24 protein-coding genes are annotated in these 26036 nt (G+C 40.7%); 19 read left to right on the forward strand and 5 right to left on the reverse strand.

From position 1 onward, the window contains the following. Nucleotides 1-22 precede the first annotated feature (22 nt). The 10 genes from dxs (at nucleotide 23) to HCK02_RS02375 (ending at nucleotide 12139) form a co-directional block, all read left to right on the forward strand. Nucleotides 23-1918, forward strand: coding sequence for a 1-deoxy-D-xylulose-5-phosphate synthase (gene dxs, locus HCK02_RS02330; RefSeq protein ID WP_167628538.1), 1896 nt, complete (start codon nucleotides 23-25; stop codon nucleotides 1916-1918). A 4-nt stretch (nucleotides 1919-1922) separates the two neighbouring features. Next, a complete protein-coding gene (locus HCK02_RS02335) occupies nucleotides 1923-2759 on the forward strand; it encodes a TlyA family RNA methyltransferase (RefSeq protein ID WP_167628539.1) in 837 nt (278 codons plus the stop codon). Between the two features lie 217 nt (nucleotides 2760-2976). After that, a complete protein-coding gene (gene ahrC, locus HCK02_RS02340; RefSeq protein ID WP_167628540.1) occupies nucleotides 2977-3426 on the forward strand; it encodes a transcriptional regulator AhrC/ArgR in 450 nt (149 codons plus the stop codon). A gap of 17 nt (nucleotides 3427-3443) precedes the next feature. Then, nucleotides 3444-5135, forward strand: a complete 1692-nt coding sequence (gene recN / locus HCK02_RS02345; protein WP_167628541.1) for a DNA repair protein RecN — start codon at nucleotides 3444-3446, stop codon at nucleotides 5133-5135. Nucleotides 5136-5259: 124 nt separating this feature from the next. Next, nucleotides 5260-6123: a phosphate acyltransferase gene (locus HCK02_RS02350; protein WP_425482844.1), complete on the forward strand. Its 864-nt coding sequence runs from the start codon at nucleotides 5260-5262 to the stop codon at nucleotides 6121-6123. Between the two features lie 168 nt (nucleotides 6124-6291). Further along, the gene (gene buk / locus HCK02_RS02355) at nucleotides 6292-7359 is read left to right on the forward strand and encodes a butyrate kinase (RefSeq protein WP_167628543.1); all 1068 of its coding nucleotides are present in this window, start codon (nucleotides 6292-6294) and stop codon (nucleotides 7357-7359) included. A gap of 14 nt (nucleotides 7360-7373) precedes the next feature. Beyond that, a complete protein-coding gene (gene lpdA / locus HCK02_RS02360) occupies nucleotides 7374-8801 on the forward strand; it encodes a dihydrolipoyl dehydrogenase (protein ID WP_167628544.1) in 1428 nt (475 codons plus the stop codon). Nucleotides 8802-8834: 33 nt separating this feature from the next. Continuing rightward, nucleotides 8835-9833, forward strand: a complete 999-nt coding sequence (locus tag HCK02_RS02365) for a thiamine pyrophosphate-dependent dehydrogenase E1 component subunit alpha (protein WP_167628545.1) — start codon at nucleotides 8835-8837, stop codon at nucleotides 9831-9833. A 3-nt stretch (nucleotides 9834-9836) separates the two neighbouring features. Then, a complete protein-coding gene (locus HCK02_RS02370; protein ID WP_167628546.1) occupies nucleotides 9837-10820 on the forward strand; it encodes an alpha-ketoacid dehydrogenase subunit beta in 984 nt (327 codons plus the stop codon). Between the two features lie 17 nt (nucleotides 10821-10837). After that, a complete protein-coding gene (locus HCK02_RS02375) occupies nucleotides 10838-12139 on the forward strand; it encodes a dihydrolipoamide acetyltransferase family protein (RefSeq protein ID WP_167628547.1) in 1302 nt (433 codons plus the stop codon). Between the two features lie 139 nt (nucleotides 12140-12278). Here HCK02_RS02375 and prli42 read toward each other — a convergent pair whose 3' ends face one another. Beyond that, nucleotides 12279-12374 carry a stressosome-associated protein Prli42 gene (gene prli42, locus HCK02_RS02380; protein ID WP_115752573.1) on the reverse strand — a complete coding sequence of 32 codons (96 nt, stop codon included), beginning with the start codon at nucleotides 12372-12374 and terminating at the stop codon, nucleotides 12279-12281. 124 nt (nucleotides 12375-12498) lie between these two features. Between prli42 and HCK02_RS02385 the strand changes: the two genes are divergently transcribed. The 4 genes from HCK02_RS02385 to HCK02_RS02400 all read left to right on the forward strand — a co-directional run bounded on the left by HCK02_RS02385 (nucleotide 12499) and on the right by HCK02_RS02400 (nucleotide 17510). Then, the gene (locus HCK02_RS02385; RefSeq protein ID WP_167628548.1) at nucleotides 12499-13605 is read left to right on the forward strand and encodes a M20/M25/M40 family metallo-hydrolase; all 1107 of its coding nucleotides are present in this window, start codon (nucleotides 12499-12501) and stop codon (nucleotides 13603-13605) included. A gap of 109 nt (nucleotides 13606-13714) precedes the next feature. Further along, the gene (gene gndA, locus HCK02_RS02390; RefSeq protein WP_167628549.1) at nucleotides 13715-15133 is read left to right on the forward strand and encodes an NADP-dependent phosphogluconate dehydrogenase; all 1419 of its coding nucleotides are present in this window, start codon (nucleotides 13715-13717) and stop codon (nucleotides 15131-15133) included. 209 nt (nucleotides 15134-15342) lie between these two features. Next, nucleotides 15343-16023 (forward strand): response regulator transcription factor, encoded by a 681-nt coding sequence (locus tag HCK02_RS02395; protein ID WP_167628550.1) that lies wholly within the window; start codon nucleotides 15343-15345, stop codon nucleotides 16021-16023. Further along, nucleotides 16020-17510, forward strand: coding sequence for a HAMP domain-containing sensor histidine kinase (locus HCK02_RS02400; RefSeq protein WP_167628551.1), 1491 nt, complete (start codon nucleotides 16020-16022; stop codon nucleotides 17508-17510). Before HCK02_RS02395 ends, HCK02_RS02400 begins: the two co-directional genes overlap by 4 nt. Before the next feature lie 45 nt (nucleotides 17511-17555). Here HCK02_RS02400 and yidC read toward each other — a convergent pair whose 3' ends face one another. The 3 genes from yidC to HCK02_RS02415 all read right to left on the reverse strand — a co-directional run bounded on the left by yidC (nucleotide 17556) and on the right by HCK02_RS02415 (nucleotide 19050). Then, entirely contained in the window at nucleotides 17556-18377 is an 822-nt protein-coding gene (gene yidC, locus HCK02_RS02405; RefSeq protein WP_167628552.1) for a membrane protein insertase YidC, read from the reverse strand. A gap of 23 nt (nucleotides 18378-18400) precedes the next feature. After that, complete coding sequence (locus HCK02_RS02410) at nucleotides 18401-18682, reverse strand: hypothetical protein (RefSeq protein WP_246215513.1); 282 nt, start codon at nucleotides 18680-18682, stop codon at nucleotides 18401-18403. Between the two features lie 86 nt (nucleotides 18683-18768). After that, nucleotides 18769-19050 (reverse strand): acylphosphatase, encoded by a 282-nt coding sequence (locus HCK02_RS02415; protein WP_167628554.1) that lies wholly within the window; start codon nucleotides 19048-19050, stop codon nucleotides 18769-18771. Nucleotides 19051-19177: 127 nt separating this feature from the next. Here HCK02_RS02415 and HCK02_RS02420 point away from each other — a divergent pair, with 127 nt between their 5' ends. Together HCK02_RS02420 and fni are read left to right on the forward strand one after the other, a co-directional pair. Continuing rightward, nucleotides 19178-19540 (forward strand): DUF1033 family protein, encoded by a 363-nt coding sequence (locus HCK02_RS02420; RefSeq protein ID WP_167628555.1) that lies wholly within the window; start codon nucleotides 19178-19180, stop codon nucleotides 19538-19540. A 13-nt stretch (nucleotides 19541-19553) separates the two neighbouring features. Continuing rightward, a complete protein-coding gene (fni, locus tag HCK02_RS02425; RefSeq protein ID WP_167628556.1) occupies nucleotides 19554-20645 on the forward strand; it encodes a type 2 isopentenyl-diphosphate Delta-isomerase in 1092 nt (363 codons plus the stop codon). Between the two features lie 17 nt (nucleotides 20646-20662). On the opposite strand, the gene trhO is transcribed toward fni, so the two are convergent. Continuing rightward, entirely contained in the window at nucleotides 20663-21631 is a 969-nt protein-coding gene (gene trhO, locus HCK02_RS02430; protein ID WP_167628557.1) for an oxygen-dependent tRNA uridine(34) hydroxylase TrhO, read from the reverse strand. Between the two features lie 253 nt (nucleotides 21632-21884). Between trhO and HCK02_RS02435 the strand changes: the two genes are divergently transcribed. The 3 genes from HCK02_RS02435 to HCK02_RS02445 all read left to right on the forward strand — a co-directional run bounded on the left by HCK02_RS02435 (nucleotide 21885) and on the right by HCK02_RS02445 (nucleotide 25915). Continuing rightward, nucleotides 21885-22802 carry a YitT family protein gene (locus tag HCK02_RS02435; RefSeq protein WP_167628558.1) on the forward strand — a complete coding sequence of 306 codons (918 nt, stop codon included), beginning with the start codon at nucleotides 21885-21887 and terminating at the stop codon, nucleotides 22800-22802. 76 nt (nucleotides 22803-22878) lie between these two features. Further along, nucleotides 22879-23451 (forward strand): ATP-dependent Clp protease proteolytic subunit, encoded by a 573-nt coding sequence (locus tag HCK02_RS02440; RefSeq protein WP_167628559.1) that lies wholly within the window; start codon nucleotides 22879-22881, stop codon nucleotides 23449-23451. Between the two features lie 142 nt (nucleotides 23452-23593). Further along, a complete protein-coding gene (locus tag HCK02_RS02445; protein WP_246215510.1) occupies nucleotides 23594-25915 on the forward strand; it encodes an FtsK/SpoIIIE family DNA translocase in 2322 nt (773 codons plus the stop codon). Nucleotides 25916-26036: the final 121 nt, after the last annotated feature.

Consider the following 26036-nt stretch of genomic DNA (forward strand, 5'->3'; position numbering starts at 1 on the left):
GAGCGAAAGTGAGTGGTTTGGATTGGATCTTTTAAAAATTAAGGATCCTGCCTTTTTGAAGAAGATGACGATTCCAGAGATGGAAGAACTTTCGGCAGAAATACGTAAATTTTTAATAGAATCAACTTCTGTTACAGGTGGTCATATCGGACCGAATCTTGGAGTCGTTGAACTAACGATTGCTTTGCATCATTCTTTTTCAAGCCCGCGAGATAAATTTATTTTTGACGTTGGGCATCAGTCATATGTTCATAAAATACTGACAGGTAGGGCAGACCGTTTTGATACACTTCGCCAGCACGGCGGATTAGATGGATTTCCAAAAAGAAAAGAATCCGAACATGATGTCTTTGAAACAGGGCACAGTTCGACTTCGCTTTCAGCGGCGGCTGGGATGGCGATTGCACGTGATATTAAACATGAAGATTATCATGTCCTTCCAATTATCGGAGACGGTGCTTTAACGGGTGGAATGGCTCTTGAAGCGCTTAACCATATTGGAGACATGGGAAAAGAAGTCATTGTAATTTTAAATGATAATAATATGTCGATTGCACCAAATGTTGGGGCGATGCACAATATGCTTGGAAAATTGCGAACTTCAGGCAAGTTTAAGCGCGCCAAAAAAGATGTGGAACGGGCTATGAAACGAATTCCGCAAGCTGGGGACCGAATTGCTAATGCGGCGGAGCGAATTAAAGATAGTATCAAATATTTACTTGTTCAAGGAACTTTTTTCGAAGAAATGGGCTTTACTTATCTTGGACCTGTGAATGGTCATGATTATCAAGATTTGATCACGAACTTTGAGTTTTCGAAGAAGGTAAAAGGACCTACGTTGATTCATGTTGTGACGAAAAAGGGGAAAGGTTACGCGCCTGCTGAGACAGATAAAAGTGGAGCTTGGCACGGAACAGGCCCTTATAAAATTGAAACAGGTGATTTTATTAAACCTGTTCTTGCAGCTGCTCCTTGGAGCGAAGTGATCAGTGACACCATTTTAGAGCTTGCGAAAGAAGATGAGCGAATTGTTGCGATTACGCCAGCAATGCCGGTTGGTTCTAAGCTTGAAAAATTTGCAGAAACATTTCCGGATCGCTTTTTTGACGTTGGAATCGCGGAACAACATGCTGTGACGCTTGCTGCTGGAATTGCCGCAGACGGGCTTAAACCATTTTTAGCAATTTATTCTACTTTCTTACAACGTGGCTACGATCAAGTCGTTCATGATGTCGCACGTCAAAATTTAAGTGTTTTGATTGGGATTGATCGAGCTGGGCTTGTTGGCGGGGACGGGGAAACGCATCAAGGCGTTTTTGACATTGCATTCTTGCGCAGCATTCCCAATATGGTGATTGCGATGCCAAAAGATGAAAATGAAGCGTATCACTTGATTCAAACTGCGCATGCGTTTTCTGGTCCCTTTGCTTTGCGTTACCCGCGTGGTTCGGGAGCTGGTGTTGTAATCGAGAAGGATAAGGCAACTCTTCCGATTGGTAGTTGGGAAACGTTAATTGAACCAGTCAATGCTGTTATTTTAACGTTTGGAACCACAATTGATATGGCGCTTTCAGCGGCAGAAACATTAAATAAACGAGGTCTTGGCGTAGGGGTTGTGAACGCACGCTTTATAAAACCGCTGGACGAAAAACTACTTCAAACTTTCTTAGAACGGAAGCTTGCCATTTTAACGGTTGAAGAGGCCGTTCTTGCAGGAGGTTTTGGTAGCAGTGTGCTTGAGTTTGCGGAGGAACAAGGTGCTTTAGACGCGCTCATTCACCGGATCGGCTTGCCAGACGAATTTATCAGCCATGGTTCTGTTGACTTGCTATTGAAAGAAAACGGGATTTCGCGAGAAGCGATTGAACGGAAATTGGAAGAAATGCTCGGGTATTTCGGAAAGCTAGAGGCGAACTAAGAAAATGAATGTGAAAAAAGAACGTGCGGATGTGCTGCTTGTTGAACAAGGGCTATTTGAAACACGAGAAAAAGCAAAGCGGGCGATCATGGCTGGCATTGTTTATCGCACAGATACGCGTGTTGATAAGCCAGGGGAGAAGATCCCTGTGGATAGCGAGCTACGGATTAAAGGCGAAACGCTTCCTTATGTGAGCCGTGGTGGATTAAAACTTGAAAAAGCACTGAAGGTTTTTGATTTTAAAGTTAAAGATAAATTGATGCTTGATATTGGAGCGTCAACGGGTGGTTTTACAGATTGCGCGCTTCAAAATGGAGCCAAACATTCTTACGCGCTAGATGTTGGCTACAATCAGCTCGCGTGGAAACTTCGGAGCGATGACCGAGTAACCGTGATGGAGCGGACAAATTTCCGCCATGTTACACCAGCAGATTTCAATGAAGGGCTTGCAGAATTTGCAACGATTGATGTTTCTTTTATTTCCTTGAAATTGATTTTGCCAGTGCTTCGAACTGTTCTTGTGCCAAGCGGAGACGTTATGACATTAATTAAACCACAATTTGAAGCTGGAAAAGAACAGGTGGGTAAAAAAGGAATTATTCGTGATCCGAAAATTCATGAGGCAGTTGTGAATGAAATTTTAACGTTTGCTCAAGGTATTGGCTATACGATTCGCGGTTTGGATTATTCGCCAATTACGGGCGGAGAAGGAAATATTGAATTTATTGCTCATTTAACTTGGACGGGAAATGAAAATGAACCGGGAGAAAGCTTGCTTGTTTCGAATGCAGTTGAACAAGTTGTGCAAAAAGCTCACCTTGAACTTGATAAGAAGAAGTAAAAAATGGAGACCACTCGTTGAGTGTGTCTCCATTTTTTAGTGGAATTTGGGAAAGTAAGTGGATTCTATAAATTTTAGAAGCTATTTTTGATTTTCATGTATCAACATGAATAAAATATCTTTGCATTTTAAAAAACTAATTAGCGTTAAATTCGTGACTTTATGCGTTTTTTTCGATAAGATGGAGTTAGAAAAAATTTCGTGAGGTGAAAAAATTATGAATAAAGGGCATCGTCATATTATTATTCGTGAGCTCGTTACTTCGAATGAGATCGACACGCAAGAAGAACTCGTTGATTTACTTCAAGAACGTGGAGTAAAAGTTACACAAGCTACGATTTCGCGTGATATTAAAGAACTTCATTTGGTCAAAGTCCCAACGCAAAATGGAACTTACAAATACAGTTTGCCTGCAGATAACAAATTCAATCCGCAGCAAAAGCTTAAACGTGCTTTAGTAGATTGCTTTATTAGCGTAGATACTGTGCAATTTATCTTGATCTTAAAAGTGATGCCGGGAAACGGAAATGCGATCGGTGCTCTGCTTGATAATTTAAACTGGCCAGAAAAAGCTGGTACACTTTGCGGAGACGATACGTGTCTAATTATTTGTCGCTCGGATACTGAAGCCAAGAGAGTGGCAGAACGATTAGTTGAAATGCTTTAATGGAAGGTGAGGAAGGGATGTTACAAGAGTTAACCATTCATAATTTTGCGATCATCGAGTCCCTCTCCCTTTCTTTTGAGGAAGGGATGACCGTTTTAACTGGGGAAACAGGTGCAGGAAAGTCGATCATTATTGATGCGCTTGGTCTTTTAGTTGGCGGAAGAGGATCTAGCCAGTTGATTCGCCATGGCGAAGATAAACTTTCGCTTGAAGGCTTATTTCAGCTTTCCAATGAAAATCAAGCGCTTGAATCGTTGCTTTCCGAAAGTGGCATTGATTTTTCTGATGGCATGGTAGTGCTTGAACGAACGGTTTTTAAATCTGGTAAGAACATCTGTCGCGTTAATGGGAAACTGGTTACAACGGGTTTATTACGTGATGTCGGCGCAAAATTATTAGATATTCATACGCAACACGAGCATCAAGAACTTATGCAAGATGAGTTTCACTTAAGTTTACTTGACCGGTTTGCTGGTCAAACGCTAGCAAAATCAGTTCAGGCATATCAAATAACCTTTGCGAAATACAAACAAGCTGAAAAGGAATTCCACCATTTTACACAAAACGAACGTGAACTCGCACAACGCCTTGATATGTTGCGATTCCAAGAGCAAGAGATTGCTGCAGCCAATCTGGAAAGTGGTGAGGAGGAAAGACTAGCTGAGCAAAAAAATCGGTTAGTCAACTTTGAAAAGCTTTCTGAAAGTTTGAGTGCTGCTTACAATGCTTTAACGGGAGAACCAGGGGGATTGACCTTTACAGGTGAAGCCATGCGTGAACTAGAAGCGGCAAGCTCAGTTACAAGTGATTATCGTACGCTTGAAGAAAACGTTGCTTCTAGTTATTATCAACTGGAAGATGCTGTTTCAGAAATTCGTCAAGCACTGGATCAGTTAGAATTCCAGCCAGATGAACTGAATGAAATTGAAAATCGATTGGCTGAACTGAGTCAGTTAAAACGAAAATACGGGAAGACGATAGACGATATCATTCAATATTATGAAGAAATTACAGCGGAAATTGATCAACTTGAAAATAGTGAACAAAGCGTTGGAAAACTGGAAGAAAAAGTGGAACAATGGAAAGCAAAAACAAAAGAACAAGCGGAATCCTTAACGAAAATTCGCCATAAAGCAGCTGGAAAACTAGAAAAACAAATTAAGCAAGAACTCAATCAGTTGTATATGGAAAAGGCCGTTTTTGAAGTACATTTTACAAAGTCTAGAGAGTTTCAGGAAACAGGACAGGATGAAGTGGTATTTTACATTTCAACCAATCCAGGTGAACCGGCAAAACCGCTGTCCAAAGTAGCATCGGGCGGTGAACTTTCTCGAATGATGCTAGCGCTTAAGACGATTTTTTCAAGGCATCAAGGCATCACATCGATTATTTTTGATGAAGTGGACACTGGCGTAAGTGGACGCGTAGCACAAGCGATTGCGGAAAAAATCTATGCAGTTTCTGTAGGATCACAGGTTCTTTGTATTTCTCATTTGCCACAAGTAGCTGCCATGGCAGATCACCATTTTTATATTACGAAACAAGTTCAAAACAATCGGACTATCACACACGTAGAAAAAATCACTGGTAAAGAAAAAGTGCTTGAAATTGGTCGAATGATTGCGGGAACAGAAATTACTGAACTTGCTAAGCAGCATGCGGAAGAAATGATTGAGCAAGCAAATGCTATCAAGAAAATCAGTGAATAAAATAAAACGGCTTGCATGTGGAAGAGTTTTTGTTTAAAATGAAAAGGTAGTTTTTAACACCAGGTCATAAAAACAGATGCTAATTCCTAGCAAGCCCTTTTTGTGTAAAATCAAAGGGGGAAAGATTTTGGAAAAAGAGTCGGTTTTAAAAACGAGTTTCGCCAAAAAACGAATTTATGCAGTAGCAGGAGCAAGCGATCCTGTAATTAAGCAAACGGTTGACTTAGCTCTGCAAAACGATTTAGGAGAATTCCTTTTATTTGGACCTGGAGAGCTTATCTATGACGAGCAAAAAGTAAAAGTTATTCCAGCTAGTTCAGATGAAGAAGCAGCTAAACTGGCTGTTCAAGCAGTTAGAGCTGGAGAAGCCGATGTGCTTGTAAAAGGCTTTGTGCCGACTGCAACCGTACTTCGTGCTGTTCTTCAAAGAGAAACGGGTTTACGAACAGATAAATTGTTATCTCAAATCGCCATGTTTGAACTGCCGAGTTATTCGAAACCACTTTTTATCACAGACTGCGCGATGAATATTGCCCCAACACTAGAAGAAAAGAAACAAATTACACTAAATGCAATTGATGCAGTTCGTAAATTTGGCGTTTCTGAACCTAAAGTCGTTTTTTTAAGTGCGGTTGAACAAGTGACCGAAAAGATGCCTTCAACCGTTGATGCTGCGTCACTAGTTGACTTTGTAAACCAAACTTATCCGGAACTCGAAGTGGCAGGGCCGCTTGCATTTGATGCCGCGATTTCGAAGGAAGCCGCTTTACATAAAGGCATCGAAAATGCTGCAGCAGGAGATGCTGACTTAATCGTTGTGCCCAACATCGAAACTGGAAATGCTCTTTATAAGGCGCTTGTTTATTTTGGGAATGCTCATGTTGCAAGTTCTGTTATTGGTGCTAAAGCGCCCGTAGTGATTTCTTCACGAAGTGATTCCGCTGAAAACAAATTGCTTTCGTTTTTGTTAACTGGCAGAATGGTCTGAATATGATAAACAAATGTGAATAAAGCGTTTTCTTTATTTTTGAAGCAAAGCCTTTTTTTCTTCCAAATCCCCATGTTACAATAGTGCTGAATAGACTGACAACATCAATCAAATTTCACAAATTCGATTGATTCTGAGGACTCACCTAAAAAACGAAGGGGGTATAACATGAGCCACACAGTTTTAGCTATCAATCCTGGTTCTACTTCGACTAAGATTGCGGTTTATGATGGAGAAGAACTTCGCTTTGAAGAGGAAATGCGTCACTCCTATGAAAAACTGAAACAGTTTGAAAGTATCCTAAGTCAATTGGAGTTTCGTAAAAGTAAGATTCTTGACAGGCTAAATGCGCGAGATTTTGATCTTAATGAGTTAGATGCCGTTGTCGGTCGAGGTGGTTTACTTAGACCGTTAAAGGGAGGTACTTATGAAGTAAGCGATCAAATGGTGAAGGATTTACAGATTGGTATTTCGGGTCAGCATGCTAGTAATTTAGGTGGATTAATAGCGAAAGAATTAAGCGATTCACTTGGTAAAAAAGCTTATATTGTTGATCCTGTTGTCGTAGATGAATTGATTCCAGTATCCCGAATTTCTGGACATAAAGACTATGAACGCATTAGCATTTTTCATGCGCTCAACCATAAAGCAACGGCTCGTAAAGTCGCACGCGAGCTTTCGACGACTTATGAAGAGAGTCGCTTTGTCATCGCTCACTTGGGCGGAGGCATTTCTGTTGCAGCTCACATGAACGGAGAAGCGATTGATGTGAATAATGCCCTTGGTGGTGAAGGACCTTTTAGCCCAGAACGCTCCGGCACACTTCCTTTATCTACTTTTCTTGAATCGTGTTTTCAAGAAGGCATGACGAAAGAAAAGTTGGAAAAACAATTGATTGGGGAAGGCGGTATGGTTTCTTATTTTGGAACCAATAACATGCTTGCGATTGAAGAGCGAATTGAAGCGCAGGATGAAGAAGCGGAACTTATTTTTAAAGCCATGGCCTATCAAGTTGCAAAAGAAATAGCAGCGGTCTCTATCCATTTCAAAGGGGATCTGGATGCGATTATTTTAACGGGTGGGCTTGCGAAAAGTACGAGATTTACGCAGCAAGTCTCAGAACTCGTTTCTTGGATCGGTAAGGTGATCATCTCACCAGGAGAAGATGAATTACTCGCGTTAAATGAAGGCACTCAGCGGGTTCTTGCGAAAGAAGAAACAGCGAAAGTCTATTAAAAGGAGGAACAAGAATGGCAAAAGAATATGATGTGGTCGTTTTAGGTGGCGGAACAGGAGGATATGTAGCAGCAATTGAAGCAGCTAAAAAAGGTCTTAGTGTAGCTGTTGTTGAGAAGGACCGTCTAGGCGGTACTTGTTTACACCGTGGTTGTATCCCAAGTAAAGCGTTACTTCGCTCTGCTGAAGTTTTTCAAACGGTAAAAAGAGCAGAAGAGTTTGGTGTCGCAGTCGAAGGAAATGCATCTGTTAATTTCCTCAAAGCGATTGAACGCAAAAATCAAATTGTCGATCAGTTAACGAATGGGATTCATCAGTTGTTTAAAAAAGGAAAAATTGATCTTTATGAAGGAACTGGAACTATTCTTGGACCTTCCATTTTTTCGCCAACTGCGGGGACGATTTCGATTGAATTTAATGATGGCTCTGAAAACGAAATGATTATACCTAAAAACTTGATTATTGCAACGGGTTCAAGACCACGTTCTTTAAAAGGACTAGAGCTAGACGAAAAAGATGTCTTTTCTTCTGACGGAGCCTTACAAATGGAAGAATTGCCTAAGTCGATTTTGATTGTTGGTGGCGGCGTAATCGGTATGGAATGGGCATCGATGTTACATGACTTTGGCGTAGATGTAACGGTTCTTGAATATGCGGATCGAATTGTTCCAACTGAAGATCAAGAAATTTCAAAAGAGCTTACACGTCTCTTTAAGAAAAAGAAAATCAAGATGGTAACAAGTGCTGAGGTTCAACCGGATTCGCTTGTTAAACAAGATGGTTCCGTTACGATTGAAGCTATTGTGAAAGGTGAGACGCAAAGCTTTACGGCTGAGAAGATGCTTGTTTCAGTAGGTCGAGCTGCTAATGTGGAAAATATCGGATTAGAAAATACAGATATCGTTGTTGAACGTGGCTTCATTCAAGTCAATGAACGATTCCAAACAAAAGAAAGTCATATTTTTGCAATTGGAGACTGCATTCCAACTATGCAACTAGCGCATGTTGCGATGCACGAAGGCATTATTGCAGCAAGCTATATTGCTGGAGAAGCGGTTGAAGAGCTAGATTATGACCTTGTACCGCGCTGTATTTACACTTCCCCTGAAATTGCTAGTGTTGGGATTAGTGAGGAAACGGCAAAAGAACGCGGCTATGAAGTGAAAAAAGGAAAATTCTTCTTCCGTGGAATCGGAAAGGCACTTGTATTTGGCGAATCCGACGGCTTTATTAAAGTGATTGCTGATAAAAAAACGGATGACTTACTCGGCGTTTCCATGATTGGCCCGCATGTAACTGACATGATTAGTGAAGCAGCACTTGCTCAGGTGTTAAACGCTACACCATGGGAAATCGGGGAAACGATTCACCCGCACCCAACGCTTTCGGAAGCATTTGGTGAAGCAGCACTTGCTGTCGATGGCAATCAAATTCATGGCTAAAAAATGAACTTGGAAAGTATAGGAGGAACGATAATGGCTTTAAAAGATACGGGTTTGTCAAAAGAAAAATTATATGAAATGTTTCGAACGACTTTACTCGCAAGAAGACTGGATGAACGAATTTGGCTTTTAAATCGTTCGGGGAAAATCCCGTTCACGATTTCTGGACAAGGGCAAGAAATTGCGCAAATTGGTGCAGCTTACGCGTTTGATTTGGATAAGGATTATTGTCTACCTTATTATCGTGATTTGGCAGTTGTGCTTGCTTTTGGAATGACGGCACAAGATATCATGCTTTCCGCATTTGCGAAAGCTGAAGATCCAAACTCGGGTGGTAGACAAATGCCTTCTCACTTTGGACAAAAGAAAAATCGAATTGTGACACAAAGTTCACCGGTTACAACTCAGTTCCCGCATGCTGCCGGAATTGGACTAGCCGCTCAGATGGCAGGCGATGATATTGTAGCTTATACATCGACGGGGGAAGGTTCTTCTAACCAAGGAGATTTCCATGAAGGAATTAACTTTGCAAGTGTTCATAAATTGCCTGTTGTGTACGTGATCCACAATAACAAATATGCGATTAGTGTCCCTGCCGAAAAACAATACGCTGCAGAAAAATTGTCAGACAGGGCGCTAGGTTACGGAATTCCTGGCGTGCGCGTAGACGGGAACAACATGTCGGAAGTCTATCTTGCTTTTAAAGAAGCAGCGGACCGTGCAAGAAAGGGAGAAGGGCCAACGCTAATTGAGACGGTTTCTTACCGGTTTACGCCGCACTCCTCAGATGATGATGACCGCTCTTACCGAACTCGTGAAGAAGTGGAAAGTGCCAAAGCAAATGATCCGTTAACGATTTTCAAAAACGAGCTGCTTGAAGAAGGCTTTTTAACGGAAGCGGATGTGGAAACACTTGAAAAAGAAATCACAAAAGAAGTGAATGAAGCGACTGAGTATGCGGAAAATGCGCCTTACTCGGAGCCAGAATCAGCACTTCGCTTTGTGTATGAAGAACATACGGGGGAGGAATAAAGGATGCCAGTCATTTCATATATTGATGCCATTACGATGGCACTTCGTGAAGAAATGGAACGCGATGAAAAAGTGTTCATTTTAGGAGAAGATGTCGGAAAAAAAGGTGGCGTATTTAAAGCAACTACTGGATTGTACGATCAATTTGGTGAAAAGCGAGTGATTGATACACCACTTGCTGAATCAGCTATCGCGGGTGTTGGAATCGGAGCAGCCATGTACGGCTATCGTCCAGTTGCAGAAATGCAGTTTGCCGATTTTATCATGCCAGCTGTCAACCAAATCATTTCAGAAGCAGCTCGAATTCGTTACCGTTCGAATAATGATTGGAGTGTTCCGATGGTAATCCGTGCTCCATTTGGCGGCGGCGTTCACGGCGCACTTTATCACTCACAGTCTGTTGAAAAAGTCTTTTTCGGGCAACCTGGACTTAAAATCGTGATCCCATCGAACCCGTATGATGCGAAAGGCTTGTTAAAAGCGGCAATTCGCGATAACGATCCGGTTTTATTTTTTGAACATAAAAGAGCTTATCGGTTGCTAAAAGGGGAAGTCCCGGAAACGGATTATACGGTACCAATCGGAAAGGCTAATGTGGTACGTGAAGGTAGCGATATCACGGTAATTACTTATGGCCTTGCGGTCGAGTTTGCTCAACAAGCGGCAGAACGACTTGCAAGCGATGGCTACGAAGCGCACATCCTTGATTTGCGGACAATTTACCCACTCGATCAAGAAGCTATTATCGAAGCGGCTCAAAAAACTGGGAAAGTACTCCTCGTTACAGAAGATAACTTACAAGGAAGCATCATCGGAGAAGTTTCTGCGATTATTGCAGAAAACTGCTTGTTCGATCTCGATGCGCCTATTATGCGCTTAGCAGGCCCGGATTCTCCTGCGATGCCGTTTTCACCGACGATGGAGAAATTTTTCATGATTAATCCGGATAAAGTACTGGAAAAAATGCGTGAGCTAGCTGAATTCTAATGAAGGAGTGAACGAATGTGGCAATTAAGGAAATCACGATGCCAAAGCTCGGTGAGAGTGTAACGGAAGGAACGATTAGTTCTTGGTTAGTCGAACCGGGTCAAAAAGTTGAAAAATATGATGCAATTGCAGAGGTTTTAACGGATAAAGTTACAGCGGAGGTTCCTTCTTCTTATGCAGGAACGATCAAAGAACTGATTGCAAAGGAAGATGAAACGCTTGAAGTTGGAGCTGTGATTTGTACGATTGAAACAGATGAAGCGCAAGATGTGGATGAAACTAGTGTAGAAGAAAAAGCGCCTGAAAAGGAAGCAGAACCTGAACCTGAAGATGCTCCCCAAAGTGGTGGAGGAAATATTCAGCAAGCGAAAGCAAATGCGCCGTCTGGTGCTCGCCTTTCTCCCGCAGTGTTACGTCTTTCAGCTGAACACGGTGTGGATTTAAATGAAGTTGCAGGAAGCGGAAAAGGCGGTCGAATCACACGGAAAGATATTTTACAGTTCGTTCAAAATGGTGGGGCAAGCTCGCAAAAACAAGTGAGTCAACCCGCAGAACCAGTTGCAACAACTGCTAGGCCTAAGCAAGAAAAAGCCGCTAGTGAACTTCCGAAAGCAGCAAACGGCGACCGTGAAATTCCAGTTAGTGGAGTTCGTAAAGCGATCGCGAAACACATGGTGGAAAGTAAACACGAAATTCCACACGCTTGGATGATGACAGAAGCAGATGCAACAAACCTTGTGCGCTACAGAAACAGCTTAAAAGATAAATTTAAGCAAGAGGAAGGGTTTAGCTTAACGTATTTTGCTTTCTTTATCAAAGCAGTTGCGCAAACGCTGAAAGAATTCCCTACGTTAAACAGCACTTGGGCAGGCGATAAAATTATTGAGCATAAAGACGTGAATATCTCGATTGCCATTGCGGCCAATGATTTGCTTTATGTGCCGGTCATTAAAAATGCAGATGAAAAATCCATCAAAGGAATCGCGCGTGAAATTAGCGAGCTTGCAGCGAAAGCAAGAAACAATAAATTAACGCAAGATGACATGTCAGGTGGAACTTTCACTGTGAATAGCACAGGCTCATTCGGCTCTGTTCAGTCTATGGGGATTATCAATCATCCACAAGCGGCAATCTTACAAGTTGAATCCATTGTCAAACGACCAGTTGTGATTGACGAGATGATTGCGATTCGTGATATGGTTAACTTGTGCTTATCGATTGACCACCGGATTTTGGATGGTCTTATGGCTGGCCGCTTCTTACAAGCGATCAAGAAAAAAGTCGAAGAAATTTCGAAAGACAATACACCAATTTACTAACAATGTTTGAAACGCTGAGTTTGGGGGTACTGAAATTTACATCTAGAATTTATACCCCTAAACTCCCTAGATGTTTTTGGGTAGTGCTCATTGGGTGCTACTCTTTTTTTATAATAAAAAAGCCGAAGTTATTCGACTTTTAAAGAACCATAAGCACACCAGTTAAAACACTTGATAGCACGATCGCAATCAGCATCAAGATGACAACAAAGCGGACAACTTTTTTATTTGACATAGAACTTATAGAGCTCCTCTCTCTGGAAAACTTTTTTATTTAGTACGATTTTAACAATTTTTGTTCGGTTCTTCAAGGTGAAACTAACTTTTAGCGAAGACTGAATGAAGAAAGAAGGCTTACCATGGCAATTTCGGATGTGCATTCCTATTTTGAAACCATCACACGTATTTATTCTCCTTCTGGTGAAGAAGATGAACTGATTCGGTATCTTGAAGCAGAGTTCGATCGTCAAGCGGTTTCTGTGATCTATAATGGTGCCGGCGGGCTAATTGCTCGGATTCCCGCGACAAATGAAGAGTATCCGGCGCTCTTTTTTGTTGCCCATCTAGATACGGCATCAAATGGAACAAAACCAGAAGTGATTCTTGAAAAGAAGACTTATAAAGCGTCAGCTGGGTTTCTTGGAGCGGATGACAAAGCAGGTGTTGCAGCACTTCTTGCAGTTATTTCTACCTTGAAGGAAACGAGGATGCCACACGGGACGATTGAGTTTATTTTTACAACGAAGGAAGAAAGTGGTCTGCAAGGTGTGAAAATGCTTGAATTAAGTCGCCTTTCAGCAAGATATGGCTTTTGTCTTGATGCGCCTGGTGAAGTGGGATCTTACCAGCGGATCTCTGATACACAAGCAAAGATGAATTTCCGCGTATTGCAACGCTTTTCAACAAGTGATGTTTCGGGAATTAATGTGGCACGAGCCATTTTGCATCATATCAAACAGCTCAGACTTCCGCCTAAGTTTAATCTCGAAATGACTCGGTTTGAAGGAGAACGGAGCGAAGAGGGAGATGAGGCGGTTCAAGTGGAACTGGACTTATCTGGCTATTTTTTATTAGAAGAACTGCTTCTTGAAGTAGAAAATGTGAAGCTTGCTTTCACGCAGGCAGAACAAAAATACGGCGTAAAAGTCGGATCGGATGTGCATATCATTTATCCGGGCTTTGAAATAAAAGAAGCTCATCCAAGTGTAATACTCGCTAAAAGGGCGCTTAAACAGCAAGCGCTAGACAGTAAAGAAGTGCGATTTATCGGTGGTTCGGATGCGAATATCTTAAATGACCGCGGATTTGAAACGCTACTCCTTTCTGTCGGTTATGAAAAGGCGCATTCGGAAAATGAACAAATTACCCAAGACTCGCTCCTCGTTTTAACCCAAGTTGTTTTAGATATCTTAACTCAAAGTCGGGGTATGGAAGTCGTGACTGCCTTTCCGAAAACGCGTGAGTGAAGAAGATTCATTTGCTCGCAACGTTCTATTTTGGTATAGTTAAAGGGTTGAAAGAAAGTAGGACAGGTTTTCTGTCTGGAATAAAAGCAGGAAGGGAAGAATATTTCAAATGGCAAAACAAGAAATTGGAGTAATCGGAATGGGTGTTATGGGACGTAACCTCGCTTTGAACATTGAAAGTCGTGGTCATACTGTTTCCATTTTTAACCGTTCGTCTGAAAAAACGAAAACGGTGATGGAAGAACATCCCGATAAAAAATTGGTTCCGACATATAGCTTAGAGGAGTTTGTCGAATCACTTGAAGTTCCACGCCGCGTTCTCATCATGGTTAAAGCTGGCGAAGCAACTGATATGATGATCGAAGCTGTGAAACCTTTCCTTACAGAAGGCGATATTTTAATTGATGGAGGAAATGCCTTTTTCAAAGATACTATTCGTCGTAACAAAGAGCTGAGCGAAGAAGGCTTCAATTTCATCGGAACTGGTGTTTCCGGCGGAGAAGAAGGGGCGCTTAAAGGTCCTTCTATCATGCCTGGTGGTCAGCGTAAAGCTTATGATTTAGTAGCACCAATCTTGCGTGAAATTGCTGCGGTTGCTGACGGAGAACCCTGTGTAACATACATTGGTCCAGACGGGGCAGGGCACTATGTAAAAATGGTGCATAACGGAATCGAATATGGCGACATGCAACTAATTGCAGAAGCTTATACGATTTTAAAAGATATCGTTGGCTTAAGTCATGATGAACTTGCTGAAGTGTTCGCTGAATGGAATGAAGGCGAATTAGATAGCTACTTAATCGAAATTACTAAAAACATCTTGACGGTTCGTGATGATGTGACTGGTAAACCGATTGTCGATGTGATTTTGGATAAAGCAGGACAAAAAGGAACTGGGAAATGGACGAGTCAAAGTGCGTTAGATCTTGGTGTGCCACTTTCTTTAATTACTGAATCTGTTTTTGCGCGCTATATTTCAGCGTTAAAAGAAGAACGTGTTCATGCAAGTTCTGTACTGACAGGACCTTCAAGTTATCAATTTAGTGGTGATAAAAAAGCGTTTATCGAATCGGTTCGTCGGGCGCTATATTTCAGTAAAATTGCTTCTTACGCACAAGGCTTTGCACAAATGAAAGCAGCAAGTGATGAATATAATTGGGATCTACAATACGGAGAAATTGCTAAGATTTTCCGTGCGGGTTGTATCATCCGTGCTCGCTTCTTGCAAAAAATTACAGATGCGTATAATAAAGATAAGAACTTAGACAATTTGTTACTTGATCCTTATTTCAAAGACATCGCAGACAATTATCAAGGTGCACTTCGTGAAGTAGTTGCAGAAGCTGTTAAAGCAGGAATTCCTGTTCCAACATTCTCAGCAGCTATTAGCTACTATGATAGCTATCGCTCAAGTGTGCTTCCTGCAAACTTGATTCAAGCGCAACGAGACTACTTCGGTGCGCACACGTACGAACGTGTCGACAAACCTGGAACGTTCCATACGGAATGGCCAGAAGTAGATGAATAAGACTTTATAAAAAGCGACGCATTTTTTCTTCTTGAAAGAATGCGTCGCTTTTTTGATTTGTTTTCTGAAAAATACATGAGAATATAACCGATTTAAATAATAATTTACTAAAAAATAGCTGGATCAAGCGGTTAAGAGTTGTTTTATCTTTAAAGTTCGTTACAATAGTAATAGATGTATAGTCATGACTCGAAAGAGAGGTTTTTTGGATGAGCAAAATCCTGATAGTTGAAGATGAAAAAAATTTAGCTCGCTTTATTGAACTTGAGCTTCAACATGAAAATTATGAAACGATAGTTGCAAATGATGGTCGCGCTGGACTGGAACTTGCACTTAATGAAGAATGGGATGCGATTTTGCTTGATTTGATGCTGCCGCACTTAAATGGAATGGAAGTTTGCCGCAGAATTCGTCAAGTGAAACAAACCCCGATTATTATGATTACAGCACGTGATTCTGTGATTGACCGCGTTTCGGGTCTTGATCATGGAGCAGATGATTATATCGTGAAACCTTTTGCGATTGAAGAATTGCTCGCACGACTTCGTTCCCTTTTACGACGCGTTGAAACAGCGGAACAGTCGGCGAAACAAACGACTCTTGAATACCGTGATTTGGTAGTGGAAAAAGAAAGTCGGATTGTGAGACGCGGGGAAGAAGTGATCGATTTAACAAAACGTGAATATGAGCTTCTTTTAACTTTGATGGAAAATGTCAATATTGTGCTTACACGTGAAGTACTATTAAACAAGGTTTGGGGCTATGAAACAGAAGTCGAAACGAATGTCGTGGATGTTTATGTTCGATATTTGCGGAATAAAATTGATCATGATGATGAGGAAAGTTATATTCAAACCGTTCGCGGTACTGGATATGTGATGCGTACATGACAGGCGTTAGCAATTTTTCACTAAAGAGTCGTTCTTTAAAATTCAAATGGACTTTTGGAGCATCTGCTGCGATTTTTTTGACTTTCTTTTTATTTTCGTATGCGATTTATCAAGGGATTGGTCAGATGCTCTTAAATGAAGAAGAGGAGAAAGTAAATTCACTTCTAGCGGAAACTACTTCTAATCAAGTCCTCAAATCGGGCAACTTGGACAATGCTGATTTGCTAAAAGAAGTCTTTGATAAAAGCCCAAGTATTAGTCGCAAAATTCAAGACCAAGTCATCGCTATTTATGATGACAAGGGAAATCAACTCGACAAGTATTTCCTTACCTCTAGCCAAAAGACAGCTAATAATGATTTTACAAAGTATTTTCATACGGATATTAGTGATAAAGTGACGAGTAAACCAACCATTAGCGGCGATAAAATGCTGATTTCACAAGGTCCGATTACGTCGGTAGAAGATAATTCGACGGTAATTGGGTACGTGCAAATTATCAATCCGCTAACAAGTTATAACCGCATTATGGATCGCCTTTTACTGACGATGTTTTTACTTGGTGCGGTAGCGCTTTTCATTAGTGGCATGCTTGGTTATTTGCTTGCACAAAACTTCTTACGTCCGTTAACGAAACTTGCTAAAGGGATGAACGATGTCCGCAATAATGGTTTCCAAAAACGGATTGAAACGACTTCAAAATCGCGGGATGAAATTACAGAATTAACGGTGATTTTTAACGATATGATGACCCGGATTGAAAACAGTTTTGAGCAGCAAAAACAATTTGTGGAAGACGCTTCCCATGAACTTCGAACGCCTGTGCAAATTATGGAAGGACATCTTAAACTTCTTGACCGTTGGGGGAAAAATGACCCCGAGGTACTCGATGAATCGCTTAAGGCTTCACTTACAGAACTTGATCGAATGAAACGGCTCGTTCAAGAAATGTTAGATCTTTCAAGAGCTGAGCAAGTTTCACAGACGAAAGAGCTGCAAATTACGAGCATTAATGATACGGTTGAGCAAGTGCGACGCAATTTTGAAATCATGTATGAAGATTTTCGTTTCACGCTTGAAGAACCCGAAAAGAATTTATTTGCACTCATCCAACACAATCACCTCGAGCAGTTGTTGATCATCGTGATGGATAACGCGGTTAAATATTCTGGGGACTCAAAAGAAGTCAATATGCAGTTGTTAAAAAATAAAGAGCAAGTGCAAATTGTGATTCGTGACCACGGGGTTGGGATTTCTGAAGATGAAATTGAGAAAGTCTTCAATCGTTTTTACCGAGTAGATAAGGCAAGAAGCAGGGAGCGTGGCGGAAACGGCCTAGGACTTGCGATTGCGAAACAATTAGTTGAAGGCTATTTAGGGACGATTGGCGCTGAGAGTGTCGAAGGAAGCGGAACAGCTATCACAATTACACTCCCACTCATCGAAAAAGAGCCTACTAATAAAAAAACAGAAACGAAAAAAGACTAGCAGAAAAAAGCACGAAGTGAGCGATCTCACTTCGTGCTTTTTAAATTATTTCTTTTGTTTTTCCACAGTTTCTTCAAATTCCTTTTCGCTTGCTTCCATTTCTTTAATCTCTGGATGTTTGTTCATATAAAGTTTTTTCGTAAGTAACGTTTGACCAGCTAGGAAGATCCCACCGACAGCCCAGTAAAGTGCAAGGGCAGATGGAGCAGAGAAGGAAATGAATAGGATCATAGCAGGAGAAAGTAATCCCATGATCCGCATTTGTTTTTTCTGTTCCGGCGTGTAACCAATCATTGAAACGTAATATTGACCCAAGTATACAAGACCAGCAATCACAGCAAGAATCGTATCCGGTGACCCGAGGTTAAACCATAAGAACGTATGCGAAGCAATCGCATCAGATCCACGAATAGCATAATAAAAGGCCATCAAAATAGGCATTTGAATGAGCAACGGTAAACAACCCAATTGCATCGGATTGATGTTGTACTTTTGGTAAACGACCATCATTTCTTGTTGAATCTTCGTTTGTTCTTCTTTCGTTGCGGCACGTTTCAACCGAGCTTGGATATCATCAATTTCAGGTTTTGCGACCGCCATCTTCGATTGCATCTCCATTTGTGCTTTTGCAGTCCGCAAGTTTAGAGGCATGATTGCTGCACGAATGATTAAAGTGGTAATAATGATTGCAATTCCATAATTGTTTCCAAAGAAGGATGCAACAAATTGGATAAACCAAGTAAGCGGCCAAATTAAATATTTATAGAAGAACCCATCTTGATTTTGCGATGGATCCATGCTGCATCCAGAAAGGACTACGAGTCCAATGAGAAGCAGACTAATTAAAAGTATATGTTTCTTTTTCACTGTTCTTATTTCCTCCTAAAATTTCAATTTGCATAGCTGGAAAGGGAAGAACAATGAGTTTCATCATCACTAGGCTGTGTTTTTTTAAGGGCAACAACGATCCAATTTACAACGAAACTAAGTGGCTGCAAAGCATTTATTTTCACTTTTCCAGTTGGAAGATGAAAAATTTGAATCGTTCGAACGTGAGTCGTCATCGCGGGTTTTAAAAAGTGAATCGCTGGCCAAAATCGAAAGATGGCAAGCGTTAACAGGAAAGTGACGGAAATGGAAATGAATTCAGGCTCTGAAAACATTTGCGCCATTATCCCCACGGTACGATCAGCTCCTTTCCGTGGAACATGTCATTCCTTAACTATAAGCCAAATAAAGTGGGAATTCAAGGCTTATTTTAGTAGACAATATCAAAAGTTTTTCGTTCGGGGACCGGTGCACCTTTGTAAATAAATACTTCATTTATGCGTGCGGCAGGAGATGGCCCTTGTTTAATAGCATCAATAAATTTTTCCAAATTATCGCTATTTGCACGAGCGCCAATTTCAACCGAACCATCATCTAAGTTTTTCACAGTGCCGCTTACATCAAACTTATAAGCTAAATGCTTAGTTGTGTAGCGAAAACCGACACCTTGAACAAGGCCAGTCACACGAATGATTGCTGTTTCAGTAGCCATAACAAACCCCTTCTTTCTTCTATCATTTAACACTAGTGTAGCTTTTTTTAGTTTGAGTTTCAAAAATTTACATTCCTGTTTGAGCTTGCTATAATCGGGATAGTGAATAAACTAGGAGATGGTCGCTTTGACAGAGTGGACAATCATTAAAACGAAGGGCGAATATGAACCTTGGTGGTTTTTTGAAGACTGGGAAGAGACGATTCTTGATCGTTTCCGTTTTAATGAAAAGGAAGAAGCTTTTAAGAAATATAAAATAGTTGCGGAGGAAATGATTCAAAATTACCCGCACCATGCGCTAAAAAAACAAGTGCTATTCGCTGCTTGGAACGAAGAAGAAATCGAGTACTGCGAAGACTGTGAGGATGACATTCAAACTTTTCATGGACTGATTCTTATGGAAGACGGGAAAGTATATGTGCCGAAATCTGAAGAAGTCAATACGTGGTTTAGCGAAGTAGCAGCTTTTGAAACAAAGCCTATAGATTAAGGATGGGAAAACTTTGGAAAACAAGGAAGATCTTTTGCGAGAACGTAGAAAAGACGAGCACGTGACACTTGCATACAATAGCTACAAGAAACAAGGGACTAGCTTCAACGATTTAAAAATCTTGGGGACTTCGCTCCCTCGAATTGGCGTTAGCGAAGTAGATCTTACGACAAGCTTTGCGGGCCTTCGTTTTAAGTGGCCGTTTTATATTAATGCCATGACAGGTGGAAGTGCTCACACAAAGAAAATCAATCAAGAGTTGGCGGAGATTGCTCGAGAAACGGAAATAGCAATGGCTGTTGGCTCGCAGTCCGCCGCTCTAAAAAATCAAGCGCTTGAATCAACTTTTCGCATCGCTCGGGAAGTCAATCCGTCGGGACAATTATTTGCCAATGTGAGTCCAGAAGTGCCCGTGGAACAAGCTAAAAGAGCAATCGAAATGCTTGAAGCGGACTTATTACAAATTCATATTAATCCGGCTCAAGAACTGGTGATGAAAGAAGGAGACCGTGAATTTGGTCACTGGATAGAAAGCTTGAAGCGCTATGTGGAAGAAATCAAAATTCCAATTGTTGTGAAAGAAGTTGGATTCGGCATGCGGAAAGAAACCGTTGCAAAGCTTGGTGAGTTAGGGATTCGTACGGTGGATCTGGGCGGAAAAGGGGGCACTAATTTCGCTCAAATTGAAAATGATCGGCGCCGGGACCATGCTTTCGATTTCTTGACAGATTGGGGACTAACGACTGCTGAAAGTTTACTTGATTTGCAGAATGCGGAATTGACGAATGTGGAATTTTTGGCTTCTGGCGGAATCAAATCAGCACTTGATATGGTAAAAGCTTATCGTTTAGGAGCAAGAAGCGCAGGAATGGCTGGCAAAATTTTGTACCGGCTGAAAAAAGACGGAAAGGAAGCGGCTATTTCGGAAATTGAACAATTAAAGGAAAGTTTAGCGGCTTTATTTGTTCTATTAGATTCCAAAAATTTAAGTGAGATAAAGCAAGTTCCATTAATCGTTTCAGGCGAATTAAAGGATTTTTGTGAAGCACGTCAAATTGACTATCAAAATTTGGCTAACCCTAAAAAGAGCGATCTCAACTTTTGAGATCGCTCTTCCATTATTTATTTCGCAGAAGATGTTTCTAGACTTTCACCAATGGCGTTTAAGCGGGCTTCAAGTTGCTCTTCTGTTAAATTATGTTTTTTGACATAAAGATTATCTGGATGCACACGGCATTCATGAGAACAGCTGTGCAAGTATTTTTCATCGTTTTCTTCAGAGGCAAGAATTTGTTTATTGCAATGCGGATTAGCACAATTAATGTAACGTTCACAAGGCGTCCCGTCGAAATGATCTTTCCCGACGATTGTGTGATCTACACGGTTGATTGGAACGGAAATGCGTTCATCAAAAACATACATCATGCCATCCCAGAATTCACCTTTTGTTTTTTCATCTTTTCCATAAGTAGCAATACCACCATGAAGCTGAGCAACGTCATCAAAACCAGCTGTTTTTAACCAACCGGAGAATTTTTCACAACGAATGCCGCCGGTGCAGTAGGTAACCACTTTTTTGCCATCAAATTGATCTCGATTTTCTTCGACCCAATTTGGTAGTTCACGAAAAGCTTTGATATCGGGACGAATAGCTCCACGAAAATGGCCAAGGTCATATTCATAATCGTTTCTTGCATCTAAAATGACTGTATCCGGGTCTTGCAACGCTTCACGAAATTCTTCAGGTTCAAGATACTTTCCGGTCACTTCAAGCGGGCTAAGGTCTTGTTCCAAATGAAGGGACACAATTTCCTTACGTGGACGAACAAACATTTTTTTGAAAGCATGTTTATCAGCTTCGTCAATTTTGAAGACCATATCCGAAAATCTTGGATCAGCATGCATTGCATTTTTATACTTTTCAGTTGCCTCAGTCGTTCCCGAAACGGTTCCATTGATTCCTTCTTCAGCAACAAGAATACGTCCTTTTAGTCCAATTTCTTTACAAAAAGCAAGATGCTCTTTCGCAAAGGTTTCTGGATCATCAATTGTCGTGTATTTGTAGTATAACAACACTTGATAGTCACTCATATTTTTTTACCACCTTTAGTTTTGTGTTTTTGCTTGTGAAAAGTGCAGCATATGAATCATCTCCGCACATTGCGCAACTATAACTATACTATAGATAAGTAGCAGGCTGCAAGAAAAAATTCTTGCATATGATAACGAGAAAAGACAAGGATAGACCGCTTATGCTATACTTAAAAAGAGTAAAAAAATTAATAAAACGCAAAATGTTTTCTGATAAATGAGCAAATTGTAAAGTGACAGGAAGTGACGAACTATGAAGTCAGACAGCTTATTGCTAGAAGAAAAAGCGGCGCAGGAAGTAAAGCTTTATCGCCGTAGGAAATGGAAATGGTTTACATACCGTTTTTTGATGATTACGATCGGTGCCATCCTCATGGGAATCGGTCTTGAACTTTTCCTCGTAAATAATCAGATTCTAGATGGTGGAATCGTCGGCATCTCGATTATTGTTTCTCAACTTACGCCGCTACCCCTTGGCGTACTTACCTTTGTTTTAAATATTCCTTTTTTTATTATTGGTTACCGAAAGATTGGCAAAGTCTTTGCTCTTTTCACATTATACGGGATTGCCGTCATGTCGACTGTGACGCTCCTTCTTCATTCAGCACATCCCGTTACAGATGATCTTTTGCTCGCTACAGTTTTCGGGGGGGTGACGCTCGGGCTTGGTGTTGGCCTCGTTATTCGCAATGGTGGAGCACTTGATGGAACAGAGATTGTTTCGATCATTGTGAACGGGAAAACCCCTTTTTCAACAGGACAAATTATTATGGTCATTAACATCTTAATTTTTTCAGTAGCTGGTTTTGCTTTTAACTGGGACCGTGCGATGTATTCGCTGATTACTTATTTTTTAGCATACAAAGTGATTGATATTGTTATTCAGGGAATGGATGAATCTAAAAGTGCATTTATTATTAGCCGTTATCACGAAGAAATTGGTCTTGAAATTATGGAACAACTCGGAAAAAGCGTCACTTATATTGAAGCAACAGGTGGATATTCAGGTGAAATGAATAAAGTGATTTTCGTGATTATTTCGCGGTTTGAAGAAGTTAAATTGAAATCAATCTTGGATGAGATTGATCCGGATGCTTTCTTAGCCGTCGGTGGAAGCATGTCCGAAGTTAAAGGCGGGAAAATGATGACAAAGCGAACTCCTCATCTTTAAAGGGAGGAGTTTTCTTTTGACCTTTGTTGACCAAACAGTTAAAATGAGTACATGAGCAAAGAGAGGATGTGTCGAAATGGCAGAAGAAAACAAATCAAAAGATATGAGTCAGATTTTGACTGAAAAATTGATTGATACGCGTACTATCTTCCTTTACGGAGAAATCAATCAAGATTTAGCAAAAGAAGTTTCAAAACAGCTTTTACTTTTGGCAGCTTTAGGTGACGAACCGATTACGATTTTTATCAATAGTCAAGGTGGTCACGTAGAATCAGGCGATACTATTCATGATATGATCCAGTATATTAAACCAGAAGTTCGAGTTATTGGAACTGGCTGGGTGGCGAGTGCAGGAATTACCATCTATTTGGCTGCGAAAAAAGAAAATCGGTACAGCTTACCAAATACTCGTTATATGATTCATCAACCACTCGGTGGCGTTCAAGGTCAAAGTAGTGAAATCGAAATTGAAGCTCGCGAAATTGTACGGATGCGTGAAAGAATTAACCGTTTAATTAGCGAAGCAACTGGACAAGATTTTGAAAAAGTTGTCGAAGATACAGATCGCAATTTCTGGCTTTCGGCTAACGAAGCGATTGACTATGGAATCGTTAATCAAATTATTCAAAATCAAAGTGAAGTGAAATAACACTAAACTGGACAACTCTCTTGATAGAGTGTCCAGTTTTTTACGTACATTTGTTTGCTAAATAGGTCTTTTGGTGGAGTTTGTCATTTATCTCATGTGCTATAATAAGACCAGTATGTTGACTAGATTGGGAGGAGATTTTTTGGCTGCACAAAAGAAAAAGACCAATGCGGCAGGAAAACGCAAGGGAACACGTTCAAAGAAAAAACAAAATCACTACGGAAAAGAGATTAGCGGATTCATTTTAATTGTTATCGGCTTACTCGGTTTATTCCAGCTTGGTTTTGTTGGAACTTTTTTCTATACAGTAGGTGAGCTTATACTTGGTTCACTTAGTTTAGCTTTACTGCTTGGTATGATTATTTGCGGGGGCTATTTACTAATCAAAAGAACGGCTCCTCACTTTTTTGCTAAACGCCTTGTAGGAATTTATTTAATTGCAATTGGTCTCGCTGTTTTACTACATATGAGCTTAATGTTAAAAGCTCTTCCTGCAGATCAAACGATTCTAGGATTTTCTAATCATCTAGCCTTTCAAAACATTCTTCATCCTGAACAAATTGCTTCTGTCGGTGGCGGGATGATTGGAGCTGTTATTACTGCAATCACTTATTTTCTTATTTCGGCAGTTGGCACAAATATTTTTGCGCTGTTTTTAGTTGTGTTTGGTTTATCGCTTGCTTCTGGAGTCCCGTTAAGTGTGGTTTGGGAGAAGTTACGGGCCGTTTATGCAAATTGGAGAGAAAAAGCGCGGCTTGCAAAAGAAAAAGCTGAATTACGCAAAGCGAAGCAAGAATTAAAGAAACAAGAAAAAGAACAAGCAAAAGTAGAATCAGATAATAATGTCAAAGAGCCAGTGGAAAAGGTTGTAAAAGAAGAGAAAGAGAATAAACCACCAATTATCTCGAATTTTAATGCCGCAAAAAAAGAAGAAAATACTACAAAAGAAACAGCTAGAAATGCTAGTCAACAAGCTGAAGGGGAAGAAGAAGCCATTCAAGAAATGCGCTTTGAGCAGGAATCATTTGAAAATGAAATCTATCAACTTCCACCATTATCGCTTTTAAATGAAGCTAAATCAGTAGATCAATCTAAAGAATATCAACAAATTGAAGCAAATGCGCGGAAACTGGAAGAAACTTTTGATAGTTTTGGTGTAAAAGCGAAAATAACTCAAGTACACTTAGGACCTGCGGTTACGAAATATGAAGTGCAACCAGCAGTGGGAGTAAAAGTAAGTCGGATTGTTTCTCTTAGCGATGATATTGCGCTTGCACTTGCAGCAAAAGATATTCGGATTGAAGCGCCTATTCCTGGGAAATCAGCAATCGGGATTGAAGTTGCGAACCAACAAGTGGCAATGGTTACGCTTCGGGAAGTGTTAGAAAACAATAGCCAAAATCATCCTGAAGACAAACTTCAAATTGCTCTTGGTCGTGATATTTCGGGAGATGCGGTTTTAGCCCATTTAAATAAAATGCCACATTTACTTGTTGCTGGGTCGACAGGAAGCGGAAAATCTGTTTGTATCAATGGCATTATTACAAGTATTTTACTCCGCGCTAAACCGCATGAAGTAAAAATGATGATGATTGATCCGAAAATGGTGGAACTTAACGTGTATAATGGGATTCCCCATTTACTTGCACCAGTTGTAACGAACCCTAAAAAAGCAGCACAAGCCTTGCAAAAAATCGTGGCAGAGATGGAACGTCGCTATGATTTGTTTTCTCATACTGGAACACGAAACATGGAAGGCTATAATGAACAGGTGCGAAAACATAACGAAAAAAATGAAGAAAAACAAGCAGAACTTCCTTACATTGTTGTCATTGTGGATGAACTGGCTGACTTGATGATGGTTGCATCAAACGATGTAGAAGATGCGATTACAAGACTTGCTCAAATGGCTCGGGCAGCGGGTATCCATTTGATTATCGCAACGCAAAGACCTTCTGTTGATGTTATCACTGGGGTGATTAAAGCAAATATCCCTTCAAGAATTGCTTTTGCAGTTTCAAGTGCAACCGATTCTCGGACGATTTTAGATATGGGGGGAGCAGAAAAGTTGTTAGGCCGAGGAGACATGCTATTCTTGCCGGTCGGATCAAGTAAACCAACCCGTGTGCAAGGTGCTTTTCTGTCTGACGAGGAAGTAGAAAATATTGTTGATTTTACAATTTCACAGCAAAAAGCACAATATGATGAAGAGATGATTCCTGACGATATTCCTGAACACACAGAGGAAGCGGAAGATGAGCTATATGACGAGGCGGTGGCTCTTGTGGTTGAAATGCAAACAGCTTCTGTTTCGATGTTGCAACGGAAATTTAGAATTGGTTACAACCGAGCAGCGCGCTTGATTGATGAAATGGAGCAACGCGGGGTTGTTGGCCCGCACGAAGGGAGCAAACCACGTCGTGTAAATGTAGAATCACTCGGAGATTCTGACATGGAAGATTAAAAAAGTACGCCTTTCCTAGAGAGGCGTATTTTTTTGAAGTGAATAATTTTCTGAATTAACTTGCATTGAGAAAAGCCAAATTATGAATTTATTTCTAGGAGAGAACATGGTATATTAAAGA

The sequence above is a fragment of the Listeria valentina genome, from assembly GCF_011800755.1.
GTDB lineage: Bacteria > Bacillota > Bacilli > Lactobacillales > Listeriaceae > Listeria > Listeria valentina.